This is a genomic window from Intestinibacter sp. (assembly GCF_034113885.1).
Taxonomy (GTDB): Bacteria; Bacillota; Clostridia; order Peptostreptococcales; family Peptostreptococcaceae; genus Intestinibacter.
Genome location: NZ_JAXEWM010000044.1, coordinates 1 through 18,195, shown reverse-complemented (window position 1 = coordinate 18,195; position 18,195 = coordinate 1). Strand labels below are relative to the sequence as shown.

Genomic DNA, 18,195 nt, shown 5'->3' with positions numbered 1-18,195 from the left:
TGTTTTCCCTTTATTATAACACCAGATATTATCATTACTATTAAACTTACAATACATAGCGCCAATAATACTGCCATAACATAATCACTTGGATATTTAAAATCAAACATATAAATCACCCCGACTATACTATAATTTAATAAGCACAAAAAAATTTATCATTTTATTTTTCATTGTTTAGTGCCTTCTCAATTAACTCATCAAACATTTGCTCAGATTTTTCTTTACTATAAGTAGTATCATCGCCATTATCCTCTATATAATCTAATTCCATCTCTTCTGTAAGAGTGCTATATACAAAATGAAATTCTAAAGTTTCATCGTATGGTGCATCTTTATTTTTTTTACAGTAAGCAGCCATTTTAAAATCACCATTATTATTATAACTACCTGACCATTTTACATAACTATAACCCGAAGCTTTAACCACTTTATCTAATGATAGTCCATTATCTATTTCTGTATATGCTATTTCCTGTGCTACTTTATTAGCAACTTCTTCTTCTTGTCTACGTTGTTTATCTTTAACTATATTGTCACAATGTAAAACTCCCATTACTGGAACCATAAATAAAGCGAAAATCAATAGAGTAATAAATATTTGTTTAAATGCTCCCCATTTTGGCTTAACTTTCTGTATTATACGTAATACTACTATACCGAATAATACAAAAATTTTACTATTAATTTTAAAAGTAGCTACATATAACACAGAGATTAAAAAAACGATTAAAGAAAATTTTAAAATTTTATCAACTCCGCCTTTACTTATATCCTCATCTGGCTTATTTCTTACTTTTAACATAATATAAGATATTATCATTACTATTAAGCTTACAATACCTATTACAAATAATACTTCTACAAAATATTGACTTGGATATTTAAAATCAGACATATAAATCCATCCTTTTTTAGTTTAAGTTTTATTTAAATCTTTTTCAAATAGGATTGCCACTATATATATTTTAGCAGCAATCCTATCAGTTTAGGCTTTATCCTATAGAAGAAGCTATATTTTGATCACTTTCTTCTACTTGTATAGCAATTTGTTCTATTAAATTTCCTATTGATTCTATTACATTTGGAAATTCTTTAAGTTGTGTTTGTAATTCATCATATTTTTGGAATAAAGCATCTTGAGCAGCACCATCAAATACAGGTTCTAAATTTTGCATTTCAGTATTAAGAAATGTTAAAATTTCATTTATTTCCTCAGCTTTACCTTTAAAATTATTTGCAGCCTCTTTCATCTCTGGTATGCTATATAATATTCTATCTGCCATTTTCCTACCTCCTATAAGATAAATTTTTATTTAAAATCACTCATTTTTAACTTTAATGAGCAACTTTTTACATATTTTTATAAATCTAATATATTTGTTAACCCCTTTGCTAGCTCATCTAATTCTCTATAATCATTTTGAGCTAATTCTAGACATTCCTTAAAATGTCTTAAAACCTTTATATGAAGCTCCATATTTGTCTTCCACTTATTATCAAAGCTTTCAAAAAAAGCTTCACTAGCTGCAGAGACCCATCCAGATGTTCTTAAATCATCTATACTCTTATTTAATTCGCTTAAATTCTCTTCAAATAAATTTATAGCCTCTTCATATGAATTTATACTTTGATTAAATACATCAAAATCTACTTTTAACGTCCTCGCCATATAATCACCTCATATTATATTCCCAGCATATTCAACGAAGCATTCTTACTTGTAGCCATCTTTTTATCTTCTTTTGCCTTTTGGATATCGCCCATAGCTTCGTATATCTTAGATCTAAGTAGATAAGCTTCTGCAAATTCTTCAGATATAGCCAATAGATAATTTGCCATTTCAAGAGCCTTTTCATAGTTATTTAATTCTTTATATATAAAACCTCTATATAAAATTAAATCTAGCTTGTCAGGATAATCTAAGCTTGCATCTCTAAATATACTTACTATGCTCTTGTAATAGTTTTTAGAACTCATTTCTCCATCTTTCACTTTTATAATAATGCCCTTTAAATAAAGTGCTGCATAATAGTACATACCTTCATTTTTTTGAGAAATAATTTGTTCAATATACTCAAGTCCTTCTTCATAATTTTTTTCGACGATATTTATAAAAGCTAAATAAAATCTAGCTTGTTCATCAAATTCATTTTCTAAACTAATTATTTCCTCTAAATCGTGCTTGGCATCTTCAACTTGATTTTTAACTAAATGTATCTTAGCCTTTTCTCTTAAAATAAGAGAGCTTTTATTATTTTTAAATTTAGATTCTATTAATTTCAAGGCTTCATCTACCCTTTGTTTCTTTTGTAAAAGCAGTATTTTATCAAAACAAAAGCCTTCATCATCTGGAAACAATCCAATAGCTCTATCTAATATCTCCCCAGCCTCTTCAATCCTATTATTTTCTAGTAAAACTAAAAATTTTAAATGATATCCCTCAAATAGATTCGGATCTAATTCTATAAATATATCTAGAGTCTCTAATGCCTCCTCTGTTTTATTCATCGCTATTAATATCTGTGCCTTTCTAAATCTGATATCCGATCTAAATTTGTCTTTTGTTATAGCTTTATTGTAGTAATTTAATGCCTCTTCATAATTGCCCTGTTCTTCACATACAATCGCATAATTTATAAAAATCTCTATATCTGAAAAGCCAAAGTGTATTGCTTTTGAATAATAAGACTTTCCTGATTCTTCATCGTTTTTTAAAAAAGATATATTGCCTAGATGAAAATAGGCTCTTGAATTATCCTTTTCGATTAATAACACATTTTCTAAGCATTGCTCTGCCTTAAGATAATCTTCTAACATCACATAAGCTTCACTTAGCTTAAAATATGAATCTATATTCATAGGGTCTTCTTTTACGGCTTTTTCATATAACCTCTTAGCTTCTTCATAATTTCCAATAGAATAAAGCACTTCTCCTTGTTTTATGTATTCCTCTAAGTTACTTATCATAAAATCCCCCCTTTTGAGTTAATTTATTACAGTGTCCACAATACTCTTGCCATCAGCAACAACAGTCTTTCCTGAATTTATCAAACTGAAATTAGATATCTTTTCTTTAATTGTTAAAATATTTTTTGTAATATCTTTAGCCTTATTAAGGCTATTTTCATCTAAGAGTCCTGTGCTCCCTAGTATTTTTTTTGTACCTTCTCCTAATCCATCAAAATATTTGATTTTATCCTCAGAAAAATTAGCTGTGCTTATAAGATTTTCATATGTAGATGCATTTTTATCCCATCCGCTGATATTGACTAAATTTTTAGACATAGAAGCATTGTCATCCCATTTACCGACACCTTCAATACTTTGAAGTGTTCCCGCAAATGATGCTATATCTCCTGCAAATACAAGACTTTTTCCTATAACTTCTCCTGCAGCTCTATTTCCTGTAAAATCATCCATTAAATTGCCCCAAGAATCTCCTGACAAATCCATTAATCCTTTTGATTCAAGTCTATCTGCCCTAGCCATATTTCCACTTCTTTCAAACTCTGCCAAAGCTTCTTGATCATATGTTAAATCAGCAGCACTATTTAAAATATCCCAACTTGAAAATGCTACAGTTTCAGAAATTCCACCGGCAGTAGCTGCTGTTGCTATTTGTGATAATATCGCAGCTCCGCTACCTCCTGCTGCTCCACCACCTCCTGCTGCTAACGCAGCTCCTGCCGTACCTCCAGTTGCATAAATAGCAAGAATTATTACAGCAGCTATAGTTACTGTTCCAATTACAATTTTGGTCCTGTCAATAAATATATCTACCTTGTATTTACCACCTTCATCGTAATACCAGTCTTTTATATTGTATATTAGATTTCTACATTTTCTTCTCAATTCATCTTTAAATTCTTCTATAGTTTCCCCTGTCATCAGCTCTATCAAGCCTTTGTAACTGTCAAATCCATCAAAAAGATGCTCATCCATATATGCAATCAATTTACATATAAGTCCTGTCTTTATATTGTTTTTCATTTTAAAGGACTTCGTACTTTGTTTTATTCTGTTTGCAACCTGCTTATCTATTTGCTTTGCTCTATCTTCAAATTCATCTACATTTAAATAAAACCTCTGCATATTTTCCCTTTTTTCTTCACATTTATTGATTCTATTTCTAATTTGATAATCAGCCTGATCTAAATATCCTCTATTAGATGTATCTAATTTTTTTATTTTACTTCTAAATCTCTCTAGCTCATTTATCCTATCTTCATATTTATCTGCTACTCTTTTCGCTGTATTAGATAGACCATTTAAGCTCGAATAATTTATAATCAATTGACTCATTAAAAAAATCCTCCAAATGTACTTTCAACTTTTCTACGGTTTTCTTCATCTTGATTTTTAATATCCGTTTGAATAGCTCTTAACTCCTCACGTATATTATCATCTGCATTAGATAAAAAACTGTCGACTCTAACCTCTGCTTCGTAATAATCAATTATTTTATCTTCTATAGAAATACGCGAACTAGTAGTTATAGCTTCATAATAATCAATTTCTAATCTATTTAAGTATTTAGCTATATTATGTATTTTAGAATCAGCTTCTAAAAAATCTTCTTCTACTCTTTTGAGTTTTTCATAAGTTCTCTCTAATCTAGACATATTTTCACCTACTTTTAATCACTTACTATTCTTTATTAATTTGTTCAGCAACAGAATTATCAATATCCTCATATGTAAGTGCTATTTTTTCAAGCTGTAAAGCCATCTCTCTTAAGTTATCCTCTTGGTCTGTTAGCTTAGTCTTTAATATTAAAAACTCTCTTTCAAAGCACTCTTTTCCATTTCCTTCCCAAGAATTTGTCAATCTATCATTTGCATTAAATACCATCTCTCTAGCAGCTCTATATTTATCAATACTAGCTCTCAAAGCAGATATTGTCTCTGAAAAAAACTTAGTATCAATTCTTTTAACCTCACTCATAAATATTCCCTCCTATCATTGATATTTAATCCTTTTTAATAGTTTTTATCTTCTTATACTCTCCTTTTTCAAATAGATATCCATCACCTAAAACTATAGGCTTTGAAAAAGCCTTTGATTGCTTGATGCTTACGTCGAATAATTTTAGATTGCTCAAATCTTCAAATATTAAAGCTTTTTTATTCTCTTTTATCTTTTTAAGTATTTCTGGTGCATTGTACGCTAAACTATTATTTTCTATATTCGTAAATAATATAGACATCTTATATGTTTTAAATTGCTTCAAAATATTCATAAATTTTGCACTCAAGTCCTTTTTCTTGCTAAGCTCATTTATAAATTCGTTGTTTTCAACTACTATCATATAAAGAGGTAAGCTTTCTATTATCTCTTGTTCTGACATATCTTCAATATTATCACTGTAGTAATCCTGTCTTCTTTCAAATTCATCAAATATATCGTCTAAAATCAATTCTATATCAGATAGATCCAATGTGTACTTGTCTACGAAGCCGTATTTTTTAACTTCATCTAATTGACGTTTAGGGCTATCTACAATATAAGCCTTAGTCTTGTTCATCAAGATTGTATTGTTTATAGTTGAAAGTAGATTTAAAACAAAGTTTGTCTTACCGCTTTTATCTCTTCCAGTTACGGCAAATAAATCATTTTCCAATAAATCAAAGTAAACATACTCTATTGTCTCGTAATCTATACCTATAGGTATCTTGTATTTATTTTTAAATAATTCTTTTTCTTGTTCAAATAGATCACTGGCATTTATAACCTTAGGAACCTCTGGAATCTTCTTAGCTCTTAAATCTCCATAGTATCCATTTGTGCTTTCTATTAATTTTTGTATGTTTTTATTTCTTTCTAGCTCTTTAGCACCATCTACAGGAAGTGCAGTTTGAAACTCTAAGACAGTTTTATCTATCATAACAAGCCCTCTTCCTGGAATATCCTTTGGTTCTATTTGACATCTGCTAAGTAAATTCGAATATTCATCCTTTTCATTACAGTGAAGAGCTATTCTATTTCCATAATTCGAAAGCATTCTACTATTTAGAGAATTAGTTTGTATACCAGTAACTATAAGGTTTATACCTACACTTTGACCTTCTCTAGATAACATAAGTATCTCGCTATCGTATTCTGGATAATACTCTCTAAATGCAGTTACATTGTCTATCATTAAAAATATCTGTGGAATATCTCTATATCCTGCTTCTATATAATTTGAATATGTACCGACCATGTATTGAGAAAACGCATATTTTCTCTTTTCAATTTCAGTTTTTAGCATTCTAAATAAATTGCTTATTCTATCTTCTTCAGAATTTGTCACTACTCCACCTATTAACTTAGATGATTCAAATACCTTAAGTGCCATATTTCCACAATCAATAATATATACATTTATATCCTTTGGAGTATAACAGTTCATAAAATCACATAAAATTGTTTCAAGCATTATAGTTTTTCCAGATAAAGATGAACCAATTATATACGTATTATCAGTAGATAGATTTACTAATAATTCTTCTTGTAGCTGTTGGTCTGGATCGTCGCATACTCCTATTAATGCAGTTATTCCATCCTCTATATTTCTGTTTACATAGTTAAGCTCTTTAAGATAGATCACATCCTTAAGAGGAGGAAGGCATATTCCACTTAGTTTTTGTATATGGTTGATTTGGCAATAAGTATTTATTCTCTCCACTATAGCCTGTAATTGATTTTTTCGATTTTCCTCGCTGTCTTTTTGCTTATTTGTATAAACTAGCTTTTTCTTGCCCCATAAATTTATTTGATATAACTCAAATACATTGCTGTCATTTAAATCTCCATTTGGTGTTTTCGCACCACTATACGCTGATTGGAATAAATCAAATTTTTCGTTATTTCCAACCTGTAAATATGCTCTCCCAGGCTCAGTTATTTCTGCTGCCAGTGGAGTTTTTAGCACTTCATTACTGTCCTCTTTAGTTTGAACCTTTAGACAAATCTTGAATTTAGAGTTACTCCAAATCTGTGCATCTACTACACCTGAAGGCTTTTGAGTAGCTAGTATTAAGTGAACTCCTAAGCTACGTCCTATTCTAGCTGCTGATATTAACTCCTTCATAAATTCTGGATACTCCATTTTTAGCTCGGCAAACTCATCTACTATAATTACAAGATGTGGAAGAGGAGTTATATTTCTATTTTTCTTGTATATATTTATATAATCATCTATATGGTTTACTTTATTAGCTGCAAAAAGCTCCTGTCTTTTTTTAAGCTCTGCCTTTATAGATTTTAAAGATCTCTCGATTTCTCTACCTTCTATATTTGTTATAGAACCTATCAAGTGAGGCAATTGTTCAAATTGATTTACCATACCTCCACCTTTAAAGTCTATTATTAAAAAGCTAAGCTCATATGGATGAAAAAGTGTTGCAGCAGACAATATATAAGTTTGAAGTACTTCACTTTTACCAGAACCTGTTGTACCTGCTACTAGACCATGAGGACCGTCGTGTTTTTCATGTAAATCCAAATATAACACCTTGTTTTTCATCTTTACACCTATCGGAACCTGTATACTCTTACCTATATTTGATCTACTCCATCTTTCAGATAAATCTAAATCTTTGGCATCCATTATTTTCAATAACTCATATAAAGTTATATTTTTTGTAAGTTCATTATCTAAGTTGACCTCTTCAACTGATATAGCCGCCATCTTTATAGCTGTTTCAAATGCTTTACCATTGCTTATTGTCTCGAATTTAAATTTAATTTTATTTTCACTGTCATCTGTATTGTATATATAACCTTCATTTTCGCTATCAGATAATTTAATTATCTCTGTACATCCCTTTGGCAGTAATTCATGATATGGCTCAAAAAATACAAAAGTAAATCCATAGTCCTTTGCCTTTTCTATATATTTTGAAACTGGATGTCTCTTTAGCTCTGTATTGTCGAGTACAAATACAACAAATCTAGGTAAGAACAAAGAGTCATTTTGTTGCTCCCTCATTGAAAGTATTGCATACATATATTCAAATACCATAGCTGTACTTTCTTCATCATATACCATATTTCTTATACCTAAATCACTATTTTCTAAATGCTTAAACCATCTAAGCCATGTCATTTTCTTCATATCCTTCTTAGAGAAAATGTATATAAAATTTACATCCTTATAGTAATGTCTAGTGGCTAGGTCTAATGTTATATTTTTTAAAATCTCGTATAGAGATTCTTCATTTCCCAAAATACCAACTGCATTACACTTTGAAAACTTAGATACTATAGGGACATTTATTATATTTTTATAATTATTTTCAATTCTCTCTGGAAGATCGATTAGTTCATCCTGAGAATCCTTAAAGTCAGGCTTTTTGTAATTTATCTTACATCTAGAAGGTATTTGACCTGTACCGATTCTGACATATAGAAAATCCTCGTCTTTTACACTTCTGTCAAATATACCTCTGAATTCTTCAACTGATTTTAAATTATCATCCATAGATTTATACATTTTTCTAAGGATAATTTGCTCTTTTTTTCTAACCTCTAGAATATCTTCTTTTTTAGACTCTATGTATTCTAGATAACTCTGTTCTCTCTCTTGTACCTCTTTTGCATAGTCTTTTTTACTATAAAAATATCCAATAATAGAGACAGACATCGTAATTATCATCGAACAAACGCTGTATATTACAAAATTTCCACCGCCTCCCATTATTCCTCTGATTAGTATTATCAATATAATCATTGCAACTGAAGGATATATAAGTAGAAATATATTTTTTGTAGGTTCCTTAGGCTTAATCTTTGGAGGTAGTATGTCGATTTCATCTTCTGGCATTATATATTTTTTTCTCGTGCTTATATTGTACTTTGGATATTTAAGTACACTATCATCATCGTTTATACAGACATCATCCAAAGTTAAAACACTTATACCCGAATTAGATGTAGTGTATATCTTATCTTCTTTTAGATAAAAGCTATATCCTACAAACATGAAAAAATCATAATCCTTTACCCTAGCCCTTGAAGTTATCTTTCTTCCATTTATATAAACTCCATATGTAGTATTATTATCTATTAAAATATATTCATCATTTTGTTTTTTTAGAGTTATAATCTCATTTTTAGCGAAATTATCATCTATAAAAATATCACAATTGGTAGTGCCGCCAATTGTTATCTTTTCTTTATCTTTAATATTTATTATTCTATTAAAATCATGTGTATTCTCAAAATCAACTAAATAGTCTATACTTATAATAGTTGTATCTGTTCCCAAATACTTAATTGTAATACTATCGCCATGCTTTAATTTTTTTGATTTAAAAATATTACCATCAAAGTATATTTGTGTACTTTCATCACACACAGCCTCCCATGTATTGCCTGCATTAAAAAAATTTACTTCAAATGGTTTTAAAAATATTTTTTCATTAAATCTTATATCGCTTTCTTTAGTAGTCCCAAGCTTTATAATTTGACTCTCGCTGTCTAATGTACTTTCTCTGTAAATATTATTTCCGTATATTAATAGTTTAAAATTATGCATAAATTATTCTCCTTATAAAATATTTATAATACTTCCATTTATTAAATTAAATTCTTTTAATGTTTTATCTCCTTTTAACAACGCAATTGGATTTTCACTTCTTAGATAACATTTAGATAAGTCTTCTACATTTATACCTAGGTTGTATGCTTTATTTATTCCTATTACAAATTCTGTGGCAGTTATATTTACAGGAACCTGTAAATCTACTTGTTTTCTTAATTTATGAAAATACAAAACGACGGTTATAACTTCCATTGTCTACACCCCTTTTATTAGATATTTCTAATTTTATTTGCTCTCCACTCTACTTTTTTATTTATTACTATCATTATATAATAAAAAACTATTTTTGTAATTAAATATGGATTATTTATTAAGAGCTTGTTTTATATACAATGTATCTTTATCAAAAACTTTGTCGATAGTTTCACTATTTTTGAACCATGCTATTGATAATGTAGAAATATGTGCTATTGAAATTCCATATTCACAAAATTTCAAAATATTTTCTACACTTACAACATTAGTATTAAAAAAATCTTCATATTTTCCATAATGTCGAACATCTGCCGCACTATTTATTACTGTAGTTATAATGCTTTTTAAATTTTTATATTCTATTTTATTTAATCCAAAGTCTTCTTTTACTATATCTCCATTTAAAACTACTACTTTTGTAAGCGTCAAAGTTGAAAATAAATGCCGATAAAAATAGCAATCGTTTTTATCGGCATTTTATGTATGATCTTATTCTTATTTCTTTTTTATATTATTGGGAATTTCAGATGACCAAGGCATTAAAGGTTCAAAATCAAATTTTGTAAAATCGTCAATTCCTGTCATTTTGTCAAACAAATAGAATAAATACCTTTCGGCAATTAAATTATTTGCTTTTGCTGTTTCAATTATGCTATAAATTGTAGCACTCGCATGAGCACCCTTTGGATTCTTTGAGAATAACCAATTTTTTCTTCCTATTACAAATGGTTTTATAGCTCTTTCAGCTGCATTATTATCTATTTCTAAATGTCCATCTTCCAAAATGAAATACATATTAGGAAGTAGATTTTTAGTATATTCAAGTGCTTTTCCAAATGGAGTTTTAGATAGTGCATTTTCAATTTCTTCATTTACAAAAGAATTAAATTCATCTAAAAGAGGCTTTAATTTTTCTAAACGAATTTTATATCTTTTATCATAAAAATCTTCACTCTCTTTGTATTTTTCTTTTATTTCACTTTCTAACTCATAAATTTGCTCACAATAATTAAACCCTATGAATGCGCGAGAGCGCTCAAGAGCCTCTTTATCTTTTAATAATGGTTCAATTTTGTTAATTTTAAGTGCTTCATCCTTATTTTAAAGCCACTTAAATCGCCCTTTATCTAGTCTGTAGTAATATAGCCAAAAGCCTTCGTCAAAATGCAAAACTTTAAGTCTGTTCATTGATTTGTCGCAGAAAACAAAAAGTGCATTTTGATACGAATCTTTTTTAATTTTAGTTTCTACCATTAATTTTTACATCTGTTGATTTTTTGACAGATACATACATTTGAGGAGTTACAACTTGTAGTAGATGATTATATGGTTTACTATAATAATTTTAGATGTCAAAGGAATTTAAAAAAGCTGACTCCTGTTCAATTTAGAAATCAGCTTTTAATGGCGGCTTAGCCACACTTTTTTTCTAGCGTCCTTGACAAAGGGTTCACTTTATTGCGACAGCTCCCTTTTTGAATTTTCAATAATCCTTAGTCAACTACATTAACAAGTGTCCCAATTCCTTCAATTGTACACTCAACTTTATCTCCGCTCTTCAAATACTTAGGTGGCTTAAATCCCATCCCTACTCCTGATGGAGTTCCTGTAGCAATTATATCACCTGGTTTTAATGTCATACCAGCTGATAAATCATTTATTATTGTCGGTATATCAAATATAAAATGTTTAGTATTTGATGACTGTCTAACTTCTCCATTTACTTTACTTAAAACATCTAATTCGACTGGTGGTGTTATTTCATCCTTATAAACTATCCATGGTCCAAGTGGTGTGAAGGAATCTATACTCTTTCCTCTGAACCATTGTCCTCCATGTCTTTGTTGAAGGTCTCTAGCACTTACATCGTTCATTATTGTGTATCCGAATACATAATCGTAAGCGTCTTCTTTTTTGATATTTATTCCTTCCTTGCCTATTATTACAGCAAGCTCTACTTCGTAATCTACTTCTTCTGAAACGCCTTGGTAATTAGTTATTTTATCATTTATTCCGATAGCCTTATTTACCCTTTTTGAGAAGTAAATTGGGTATTTAGGTAGTTCGTAGTTAGCATTGAAGCTTCTATTAGTCTCTTCAACGTGATCTTTGTAGTTAAGACCTAAGCAAAGAACGTCTTTCACAGGATTTACTATTGGAGCACATAGCTTGATATCTTCTAATAAATCAACTTTTATACTAGCATTTTCTTCATAGGATCTGCTCTTTAAAGCTGCTAAATCACTTTCTGTTGCATTTGCTATAAAATCATTCATATCTTTGTAGTCTTTTTGTAATCCAAGAGACTTAAAGCTATAAACGCCTGTCATTTTGCTATTTACTATTCCCAATGTTTCTACATCATTTAATAGATATGTAACAAATTTCATTTTCCATTCCCTCCAGTTTATTTATTATAAAGTAATGTATTAATATCCAAATTATTTATTAAGTCGTCTTCTTCTTTTAGTAGCTCTTTTAAGACGTTTATTTAGAGCTACTCTATCACTTTTATCTAAATCCTCTCTAAATCTACTCATTTCAGCCATGAAATCGTCGATTACTTCTAGTAGGTTTTCCCTGTTTCCTAAAAATAACTCTGTCCATAAATCCTCGTTTATGTCGGCTACTCTTGTAGCATCTCTATAGCTTCCTCCCATGTAGATTTCGGTATTTCTAGCTTCTACATCACTGTTTATCAGAGATACTGCCATAACGTGTGGCAGATGTGATGTAAATGCAATTATTTGATCGTGGAAGTCTGAGCTAATTCTTATAATTCTCTTAAATCCAAGCTTGTAGATAATTGCTTGTAAAAGTAATACATTGTCGTCATCATTTCTCTCAGTGTCGATTAATAGATAATTTGCACCTTTATAACATTCTGCAGTGGCATGGTCAATTCCTTTATTTTCCCTACCTGCCATAGGATGTCCGAAAATAAAATCTACATTATCTGGAATAATATCGTCTAACTCCTTGATTAAAGACCCTTTAATTCCTGCAACATCTGTGACTATCGCACCGTCCTTGAAATTATTTCTATTTTCCATCATAAACCCTTTTATAAGTCTAGGATAAATACAAATAATGACTAAATCCGCTATTTCTAAAAATTCCTTTGCTTTATCTGAACCATCTTTTATAACACCCATTTTTTTTGCTTTTTCTATAGATTCTAAATTTGTATCTACAGCATACACATCTTCGAAACCAGCCTCCTTAAAGGCCATTGCGAAGGAACCACCAATAACACCTAAACCAACAATTGTAATATTCATACTAGATTGTCGCACCTTCTAAATCTATGTATGTTTTTAAGTTTTTCATTATTTCGTCAAATTTATCTGGTTTTATTGATTGTTTTCCATCACATAATGCTTTTGCTGGGTTGTTGTGTACTTCTATCATAAGTCCATCTGCTCCTACTGCTATAGCAGCTTTTGCTAATGGTTCTACTAAATCACGTTTACCTGTTGCATGAGATGGATCTATTATTATTGGTAAGTGTGATTTTTCTTTTATAACTGGCACTGCACTTAAGTCTAGTGTATTTCTTGTTGCAGTTTCAAATGTTCTTATACCTCTTTCGCAAAGTATAACATTTTCGTTACCTCCAGCCATTATATATTCTGCACTCATTAGCCATTCTTCTATAGTTGCGCTCATACCTCTCTTTAATAGAACCGGAGTTTTTATTTTACCTACTTCCTTTAATAAATCGAAGTTTTGCATATTTCTTGCACCTATTTGGATTACATCTACATCTTCTACGAATTTATCTAAGTATTCTGCAGACATTAATTCTGTTACTATTGGAAGTCCTGTTTCTTGTTTTGCTATTTTTAATAATTCTAATCCTTTAAGCTCTAATCCTTGGAAGCTGTATGGTGAAGTTCTTGGTTTGAATGCTCCACCTCTTAAGAAGTTTGCACCTGATGCTTTTACTGCTTTTGCTACTTCTACTATTTGTTCTTCGCTTTCAACTGAGCAAGGACCTGCCATTATTCCTAAATGTCCTCCACCTACTTTTGTTCCGTTCACATCTACTATTGTAGGCTCTGGATGGAATAATTTATTTGCTTTTTTGTATGGCTCTTGTACCTTTAATACTTTTTCTACACATGCAAATGTCAATAATTCATCTGGATCTATATAAGCAGTATCTCCAACTACCCCTAATACTGATGTTGAAGTTCCATCTATTTTATCTACAGCTGCTCCTTTATCTTGTATAACTTCTACTACTTCATTTATATCCTCTTGCGTAAACCCGTTTTTCATTACAACTATCATAATATTTCCTCCTACGACCTCTTAAAATGCTTTATATTATTTAAATATTAATTATTTACCCTAAATTTACAATAAAATCTAATAAAAAATCTTTGTCTCTATAATGTTATTTCTTTTCCTTCTACATCAGCGTATTTCTTAACAACCTTCATTATTTCATCAAATTTATCCGGTTTTATTGATTGTTTTCCATCGCATAATGCTTTTGCTGGATTGTTGTGTACTTCTATCATAAGCCCATCTGCTCCTACTGCCATAGCAGCTTTTGCTAATGGTTCTACCAAGTCACGTTTACCTGTTGCATGAGATGGATCTATTATTATTGGTAAATGTGATTTTTCTCTTATAACTGGTACTGCACTTAAATCTAATGTATTTCTTGTTGCAGTTTCAAATGTTCTTATTCCTCTTTCGCAAAGTATAACATTTTCGTTACCTCCAGCCATTATATATTCCGCACTCATTAACCATTCTTCTATAGTTGAGCTCATTCCCCTTTTTAATAGTACTGGAGTTTTTGTCTTACCTACTTCTTTTAATAAGTCGAAGTTTTGCATATTTCTCGCACCTATTTGAATTACATCTACATCTTCTACGAATCTATCTAAGTATTCTGCAGACATTAATTCTGTTACTATTGGAAGTCCTGTTTCTTGTTTCGCTATTTTTAATAATTCTAGCCCTTGTAGCTCTAAGCCTTGGAAGCTGTATGGTGAAGTTCTTGGCTTGAATGCTCCACCTCTTAGGAAGTTTGCACCTGATGCTTTTACTGCTTTTGCTACTTCTACTATTTGTTCTTCACTTTCAACTGAACAAGGACCTGCCATTATTCCTAGGTATTTTCCACCTACTTTGCTTCCATTTACATCTACTATTGTATCAGCTGGATGGAATAATCTATTGGCTTTTTTATAAGGTTCTGATACGTTCATAACTTTTTCTACATAAGAGTAAGCTAGTATTTCATCTGGATCTATTATTGTTACATCACCTATAACACCTATAACACACCTTTGTCTACCATGAGATACATTTACCTTTAACCCTCTCACTTGTAAAAATTCTAATATTTCATTTAATTCTGCTTCTGTATATCCTACTTTTAAGACAATTATCATAATTGCTATCCTCCATAATATAATCTCTATTTTTAATATTTTATATTTTTGCCTTTTTTATAATTATTTTTACTTTTATATTTATTTAAAATTTATTTGTATTTAACATCCCTATAACAACCTAAAAGTTTGAAATATTTAGAATTTCTTGCGATAGTATTTATAGCCTTTTTTATATTTTCATCAAATAAGTTTCCATCGAAATCTACAAAGAATATATAATTCCAAGGGTTATTTCTATTTGGTCTAGATTCTATCTTAGACATGTTTAATCCAAATTCTTTAATGTCTCTTATAACAGTATACAATCCCCCACATGAATCCTCAATTGAAAATAATATACTTACTTTATCACAAGTTTCATCACATTCTAAATCTCTTCCTATAACGATGAATCTCGTATAGTTATTCTTTAAGTCGTTTACATCTTTTTTTATAATATTTAAATCGTATAATTTTGCTGCTCTCTCAGAAGCTATAGCTGCTTTACTTTTATCATTTAAATCTGATACTAGTTTAGCAGAAATTGCTGTATTAGAGTAAGGAATTAAATTATAATCTTTATGCTTATCAAAGAACTTTGTACTTTGTTCAAATCCTTGTGGATGTGAGTAGACATCTTTTATATCATCTACTGTCGCACCTTTTATTCCTACTAAATTTTGATTTATTCTTATACATTCTTCTCCGACAATATATAAATTATATTGATTTAATAAATCCTCTACTGTCCCTATACCACCTGTTGATGAATTTTCTACTGGAAGTATTCCATATTCTATTTCTCCGCTTTCTACGGCTTTAAACACATCTTCAAATTTTTCATATGCTTTATTTTCTTTGATATTATTGAAATATTTCAGCATTGCTTCATTACTGAACGATCCAGGTACACCTTGATATCCTACTACTAAGCCTTCTTTATCACTTTTATAAGGCTTTGTATGGATTTCATTTTGTGGAAATATTTCTTTTTGCTGTACCAATCTACTTAAGTACATTAAATTATCATAATAGCTCTCCACTAAACCTCCATACTCTTTATTCTCTAAGTACCCTTTATTTTTTTCTATTATAATCTTTTCTCTCTCTGGATGAAATATTTGAATATTATGTTCCTTTTTATATTCTGAAATAGCTTTTGAAATATTCATTCTCTTTTCTAATAATTTTGTCATTTGCTCGTCTATTTTATCAATTTCCATTCTATAGTCTCCTAAAAGATCCATATTACCACCCTTTCTTTAAACATATCCCATACCAATTAAAAAAAAGAGAACTCTTCAAGAGTCCTCTTTCATAAAACAAGTATTATTCACCTAATTTTATATTTTTTAGCTTCACACTTAAATGTAGGTCAAACTTGGACTCTTTAGAAAAGATTTACTTTTTATGTTTTTGCAATAAAAATAGCCAGCGCTAAAATAAAAGCCCCAGAATATAAAGTAGAAAAAGCTATATAATTTTGCAAAATCTTTTCTAATTCCTCTCATTATTTTTTCCTCCATCTAAATTATTATACTTTCGATTATTATCTTATACCTTAATTTTATTCTATTAAAAAAAGTTGTCAACCTAAAAATTAATTTTATATATATAAAAATGATAATTTTTTAAATATTAAAATCAATTATTTTTGATTTATGCTTTTTATTTATTTGAAATTTTGTAATTTTTCCCTAAATTTTCTTTTTTTATTAACAAAATTTTCAATATCTATAAATTTTTAAAGAATTTTAATTTTTTTAAATATTTTACTTTTTTTATATTTAAAATCATTATTACGAAATAAAAAAGCCCTTAGAAAGATAACTTCTTCCAAGAGCTTTTATATTTAAATTTATAAAAATATACAACTTATAATAATGTGTAAAAATATGCATAGATAAATATCCTTATATTTGTACTTCATAAATCCAACTACCGCTGACGTTATCGCAGTTACACCCATCTTTGAAAATACAACATCGACCGCAAACTTATCACTAGTAATAACTGTTAAATTTTGACTCACAATGTCCCAATATCCCAATACAAACAATACTGACAATATTAAAACTATAATCCATGTTATTTTCTCATTATCTAAGAAACCATTTATATAATTCCATAAATACTGTCTAAATAACATCTCTTCATAAAAAGGAATTACTAGTACAGATAGACATATTAATAAATATCCATAAAATATCTTTTCGCCTTTAAACACAATAGTAATAACTAAACTCAATAAAGCAACTAAAAATAATATTATTCTTATTTTTTTATTGTCGTATTTATTAGACATCTCTTTTAATCTATATCCTGCTGGATTAAATAAGTTGCTCCCTCTTAAAAAAAGAAAAGCACTTATACCGACAATCATAATAGATATTATATTTGCTATATTTATATTTGTAGCTGTAAAATTGAGTACACTCAATAATATATTCTTTATAAGTATTCTGCCTATCTGTAAAACAGCTAATATTAAAAAACAATCTAATAAAAATTCTTTATCTTTTATGCCAATATTTAATTTCTTCAAATTCAATCACCCACGCTTTTTAATGTTATCTATTAATTATAACATATAATAACAGCGAGAATGAATAAAATCTTAATCGTATAATCCATTTAATACTCGACAAATTGTAGCCTTACTCCAGCTAGTCTTTTGTGATATTTGTCTATAGCTTAGACCTTGATTTCTAAGCTCCTTTATAGAATCGATATCACTGTCTTTTATTTGTTTTTCTTTAGGTCGCAAATTACTTTTAAAAGATTTTATTTCTTCTATTTGTTTTTTTAAATCATCTATTTCAGCCTGCTTAGCTAGTAATTTTTTTTCATATTCTGATCTCATCTCATTAAATTCTCTAATATAATTTATTTTCCAGCTTTCGTCTGATTTTGATTTAAATAATCCCATAACAAACACTCCTTTTCTTTAGATTATAAACTAATATTTCTTTATATCTGTGAAAAGTCCTTGTTGTTTTTAGTTAAATTCATTCG

General features: G+C 29.2%; 18 protein-coding genes and 2 pseudogenes. 1 reads left to right on the top strand and 19 read right to left on the bottom strand.

Annotation, left to right across the window (positions count from 1 at the left end):
• Window positions 1–163 precede the first annotated feature (163 nt).
• From SPD90_RS02885 to tnpB, 12 genes and pseudogenes are all read right to left on the bottom strand, one after another.
• The gene (locus SPD90_RS02885; protein ID WP_320924243.1) at window positions 164–898 is read right to left on the bottom strand and encodes a hypothetical protein; all 735 of its coding nucleotides are present in this window, start codon (window positions 896–898) and stop codon (window positions 164–166) included.
• Window positions 899–995: 97 nt separating this feature from the next.
• Complete coding sequence (locus SPD90_RS02880; RefSeq protein WP_320624589.1) at window positions 996–1,286, bottom strand: WXG100 family type VII secretion target; 291 nt, start codon at window positions 1,284–1,286, stop codon at window positions 996–998.
• Between the two features lie 77 nt (window positions 1,287–1,363).
• Window positions 1,364–1,672 (bottom strand): WXG100 family type VII secretion target, encoded by a 309-nt coding sequence (locus SPD90_RS02875; protein WP_320924242.1) that lies wholly within the window; start codon window positions 1,670–1,672, stop codon window positions 1,364–1,366.
• A 14-nt stretch (window positions 1,673–1,686) separates the two neighbouring features.
• Window positions 1,687–2,970, bottom strand: a complete 1,284-nt coding sequence (locus SPD90_RS02870) for a tetratricopeptide repeat protein (protein WP_320924241.1) — start codon at window positions 2,968–2,970, stop codon at window positions 1,687–1,689.
• A gap of 18 nt (window positions 2,971–2,988) precedes the next feature.
• On the bottom strand, window positions 2,989–4,305 hold the full coding sequence (locus SPD90_RS02865; RefSeq protein WP_320924240.1) for a hypothetical protein: 1,317 nt from the start codon (window positions 4,303–4,305) through the stop codon (window positions 2,989–2,991).
• Entirely contained in the window at window positions 4,305–4,625 is a 321-nt protein-coding gene (locus SPD90_RS02860; protein ID WP_320624593.1) for a hypothetical protein, read from the bottom strand. Before SPD90_RS02860 ends, SPD90_RS02865 begins: the two co-directional genes overlap by 1 nt.
• A 25-nt stretch (window positions 4,626–4,650) precedes the next feature.
• Window positions 4,651–4,947: a WXG100 family type VII secretion target gene (locus SPD90_RS02855; RefSeq protein ID WP_320624594.1), complete on the bottom strand. Its 297-nt coding sequence runs from the start codon at window positions 4,945–4,947 to the stop codon at window positions 4,651–4,653.
• Window positions 4,948–4,972: 25 nt separating this feature from the next.
• Window positions 4,973–9,523, bottom strand: coding sequence for a type VII secretion protein EssC (essC, locus tag SPD90_RS02850; RefSeq protein WP_320924239.1), 4,551 nt, complete (start codon window positions 9,521–9,523; stop codon window positions 4,973–4,975).
• A gap of 12 nt (window positions 9,524–9,535) precedes the next feature.
• On the bottom strand, window positions 9,536–9,781 hold the full coding sequence (locus tag SPD90_RS02845) for an EsaB/YukD family protein (RefSeq protein ID WP_320625363.1): 246 nt from the start codon (window positions 9,779–9,781) through the stop codon (window positions 9,536–9,538).
• 111 nt (window positions 9,782–9,892) lie between these two features.
• Window positions 9,893–10,219, bottom strand: a pseudogene (locus tag SPD90_RS02840) (SDR family oxidoreductase); the annotation flags it as partial.
• 60 nt (window positions 10,220–10,279) lie between these two features.
• Window positions 10,280–10,855 (bottom strand): IS66 family transposase, encoded by a 576-nt coding sequence (locus SPD90_RS02835; RefSeq protein ID WP_442909038.1) that lies wholly within the window; start codon window positions 10,853–10,855, stop codon window positions 10,280–10,282.
• A 30-nt stretch (window positions 10,856–10,885) separates the two neighbouring features.
• Complete coding sequence (gene tnpB, locus SPD90_RS02830; RefSeq protein ID WP_320625362.1) at window positions 10,886–11,038, bottom strand: IS66 family insertion sequence element accessory protein TnpB; 153 nt, start codon at window positions 11,036–11,038, stop codon at window positions 10,886–10,888.
• Between the two features lie 36 nt (window positions 11,039–11,074).
• Between tnpB and SPD90_RS02825 the strand changes: the two are divergent.
• Window positions 11,075–11,200, top strand: a pseudogene (locus tag SPD90_RS02825) (IS3 family transposase); the annotation flags it as partial.
• Window positions 11,201–11,277: 77 nt separating this feature from the next.
• On the opposite strand, the gene SPD90_RS02820 reads toward SPD90_RS02825, so the two are convergent.
• The 7 genes from SPD90_RS02820 to SPD90_RS02790 form a co-directional block, all read right to left on the bottom strand.
• Window positions 11,278–12,174, bottom strand: a complete 897-nt coding sequence (locus SPD90_RS02820; protein WP_320625361.1) for a fumarylacetoacetate hydrolase family protein — start codon at window positions 12,172–12,174, stop codon at window positions 11,278–11,280.
• A gap of 51 nt (window positions 12,175–12,225) precedes the next feature.
• The gene (locus SPD90_RS02815) at window positions 12,226–13,065 is read right to left on the bottom strand and encodes a prephenate dehydrogenase (RefSeq protein ID WP_320924238.1); all 840 of its coding nucleotides are present in this window, start codon (window positions 13,063–13,065) and stop codon (window positions 12,226–12,228) included.
• 1 nt (window position 13,066) lies between these two features.
• Entirely contained in the window at window positions 13,067–14,080 is a 1,014-nt protein-coding gene (aroF, locus tag SPD90_RS02810; RefSeq protein WP_320924237.1) for a 3-deoxy-7-phosphoheptulonate synthase, read from the bottom strand.
• Window positions 14,081–14,178: 98 nt separating this feature from the next.
• Entirely contained in the window at window positions 14,179–15,198 is a 1,020-nt protein-coding gene (gene aroF / locus SPD90_RS02805) for a 3-deoxy-7-phosphoheptulonate synthase (RefSeq protein ID WP_320924236.1), read from the bottom strand.
• A 92-nt stretch (window positions 15,199–15,290) separates the two neighbouring features.
• Window positions 15,291–16,427, bottom strand: coding sequence for a chorismate mutase (locus SPD90_RS02800; protein ID WP_320924235.1), 1,137 nt, complete (start codon window positions 16,425–16,427; stop codon window positions 15,291–15,293).
• A 611-nt stretch (window positions 16,428–17,038) separates the two neighbouring features.
• The gene (locus SPD90_RS02795) at window positions 17,039–17,725 is read right to left on the bottom strand and encodes a CPBP family glutamic-type intramembrane protease (RefSeq protein ID WP_320924234.1); all 687 of its coding nucleotides are present in this window, start codon (window positions 17,723–17,725) and stop codon (window positions 17,039–17,041) included.
• Between the two features lie 72 nt (window positions 17,726–17,797).
• Window positions 17,798–18,109 (bottom strand): DNA-binding protein, encoded by a 312-nt coding sequence (locus SPD90_RS02790; protein ID WP_320626678.1) that lies wholly within the window; start codon window positions 18,107–18,109, stop codon window positions 17,798–17,800.
• Between the last annotated feature and the right edge of the window lie 86 nt (window positions 18,110–18,195).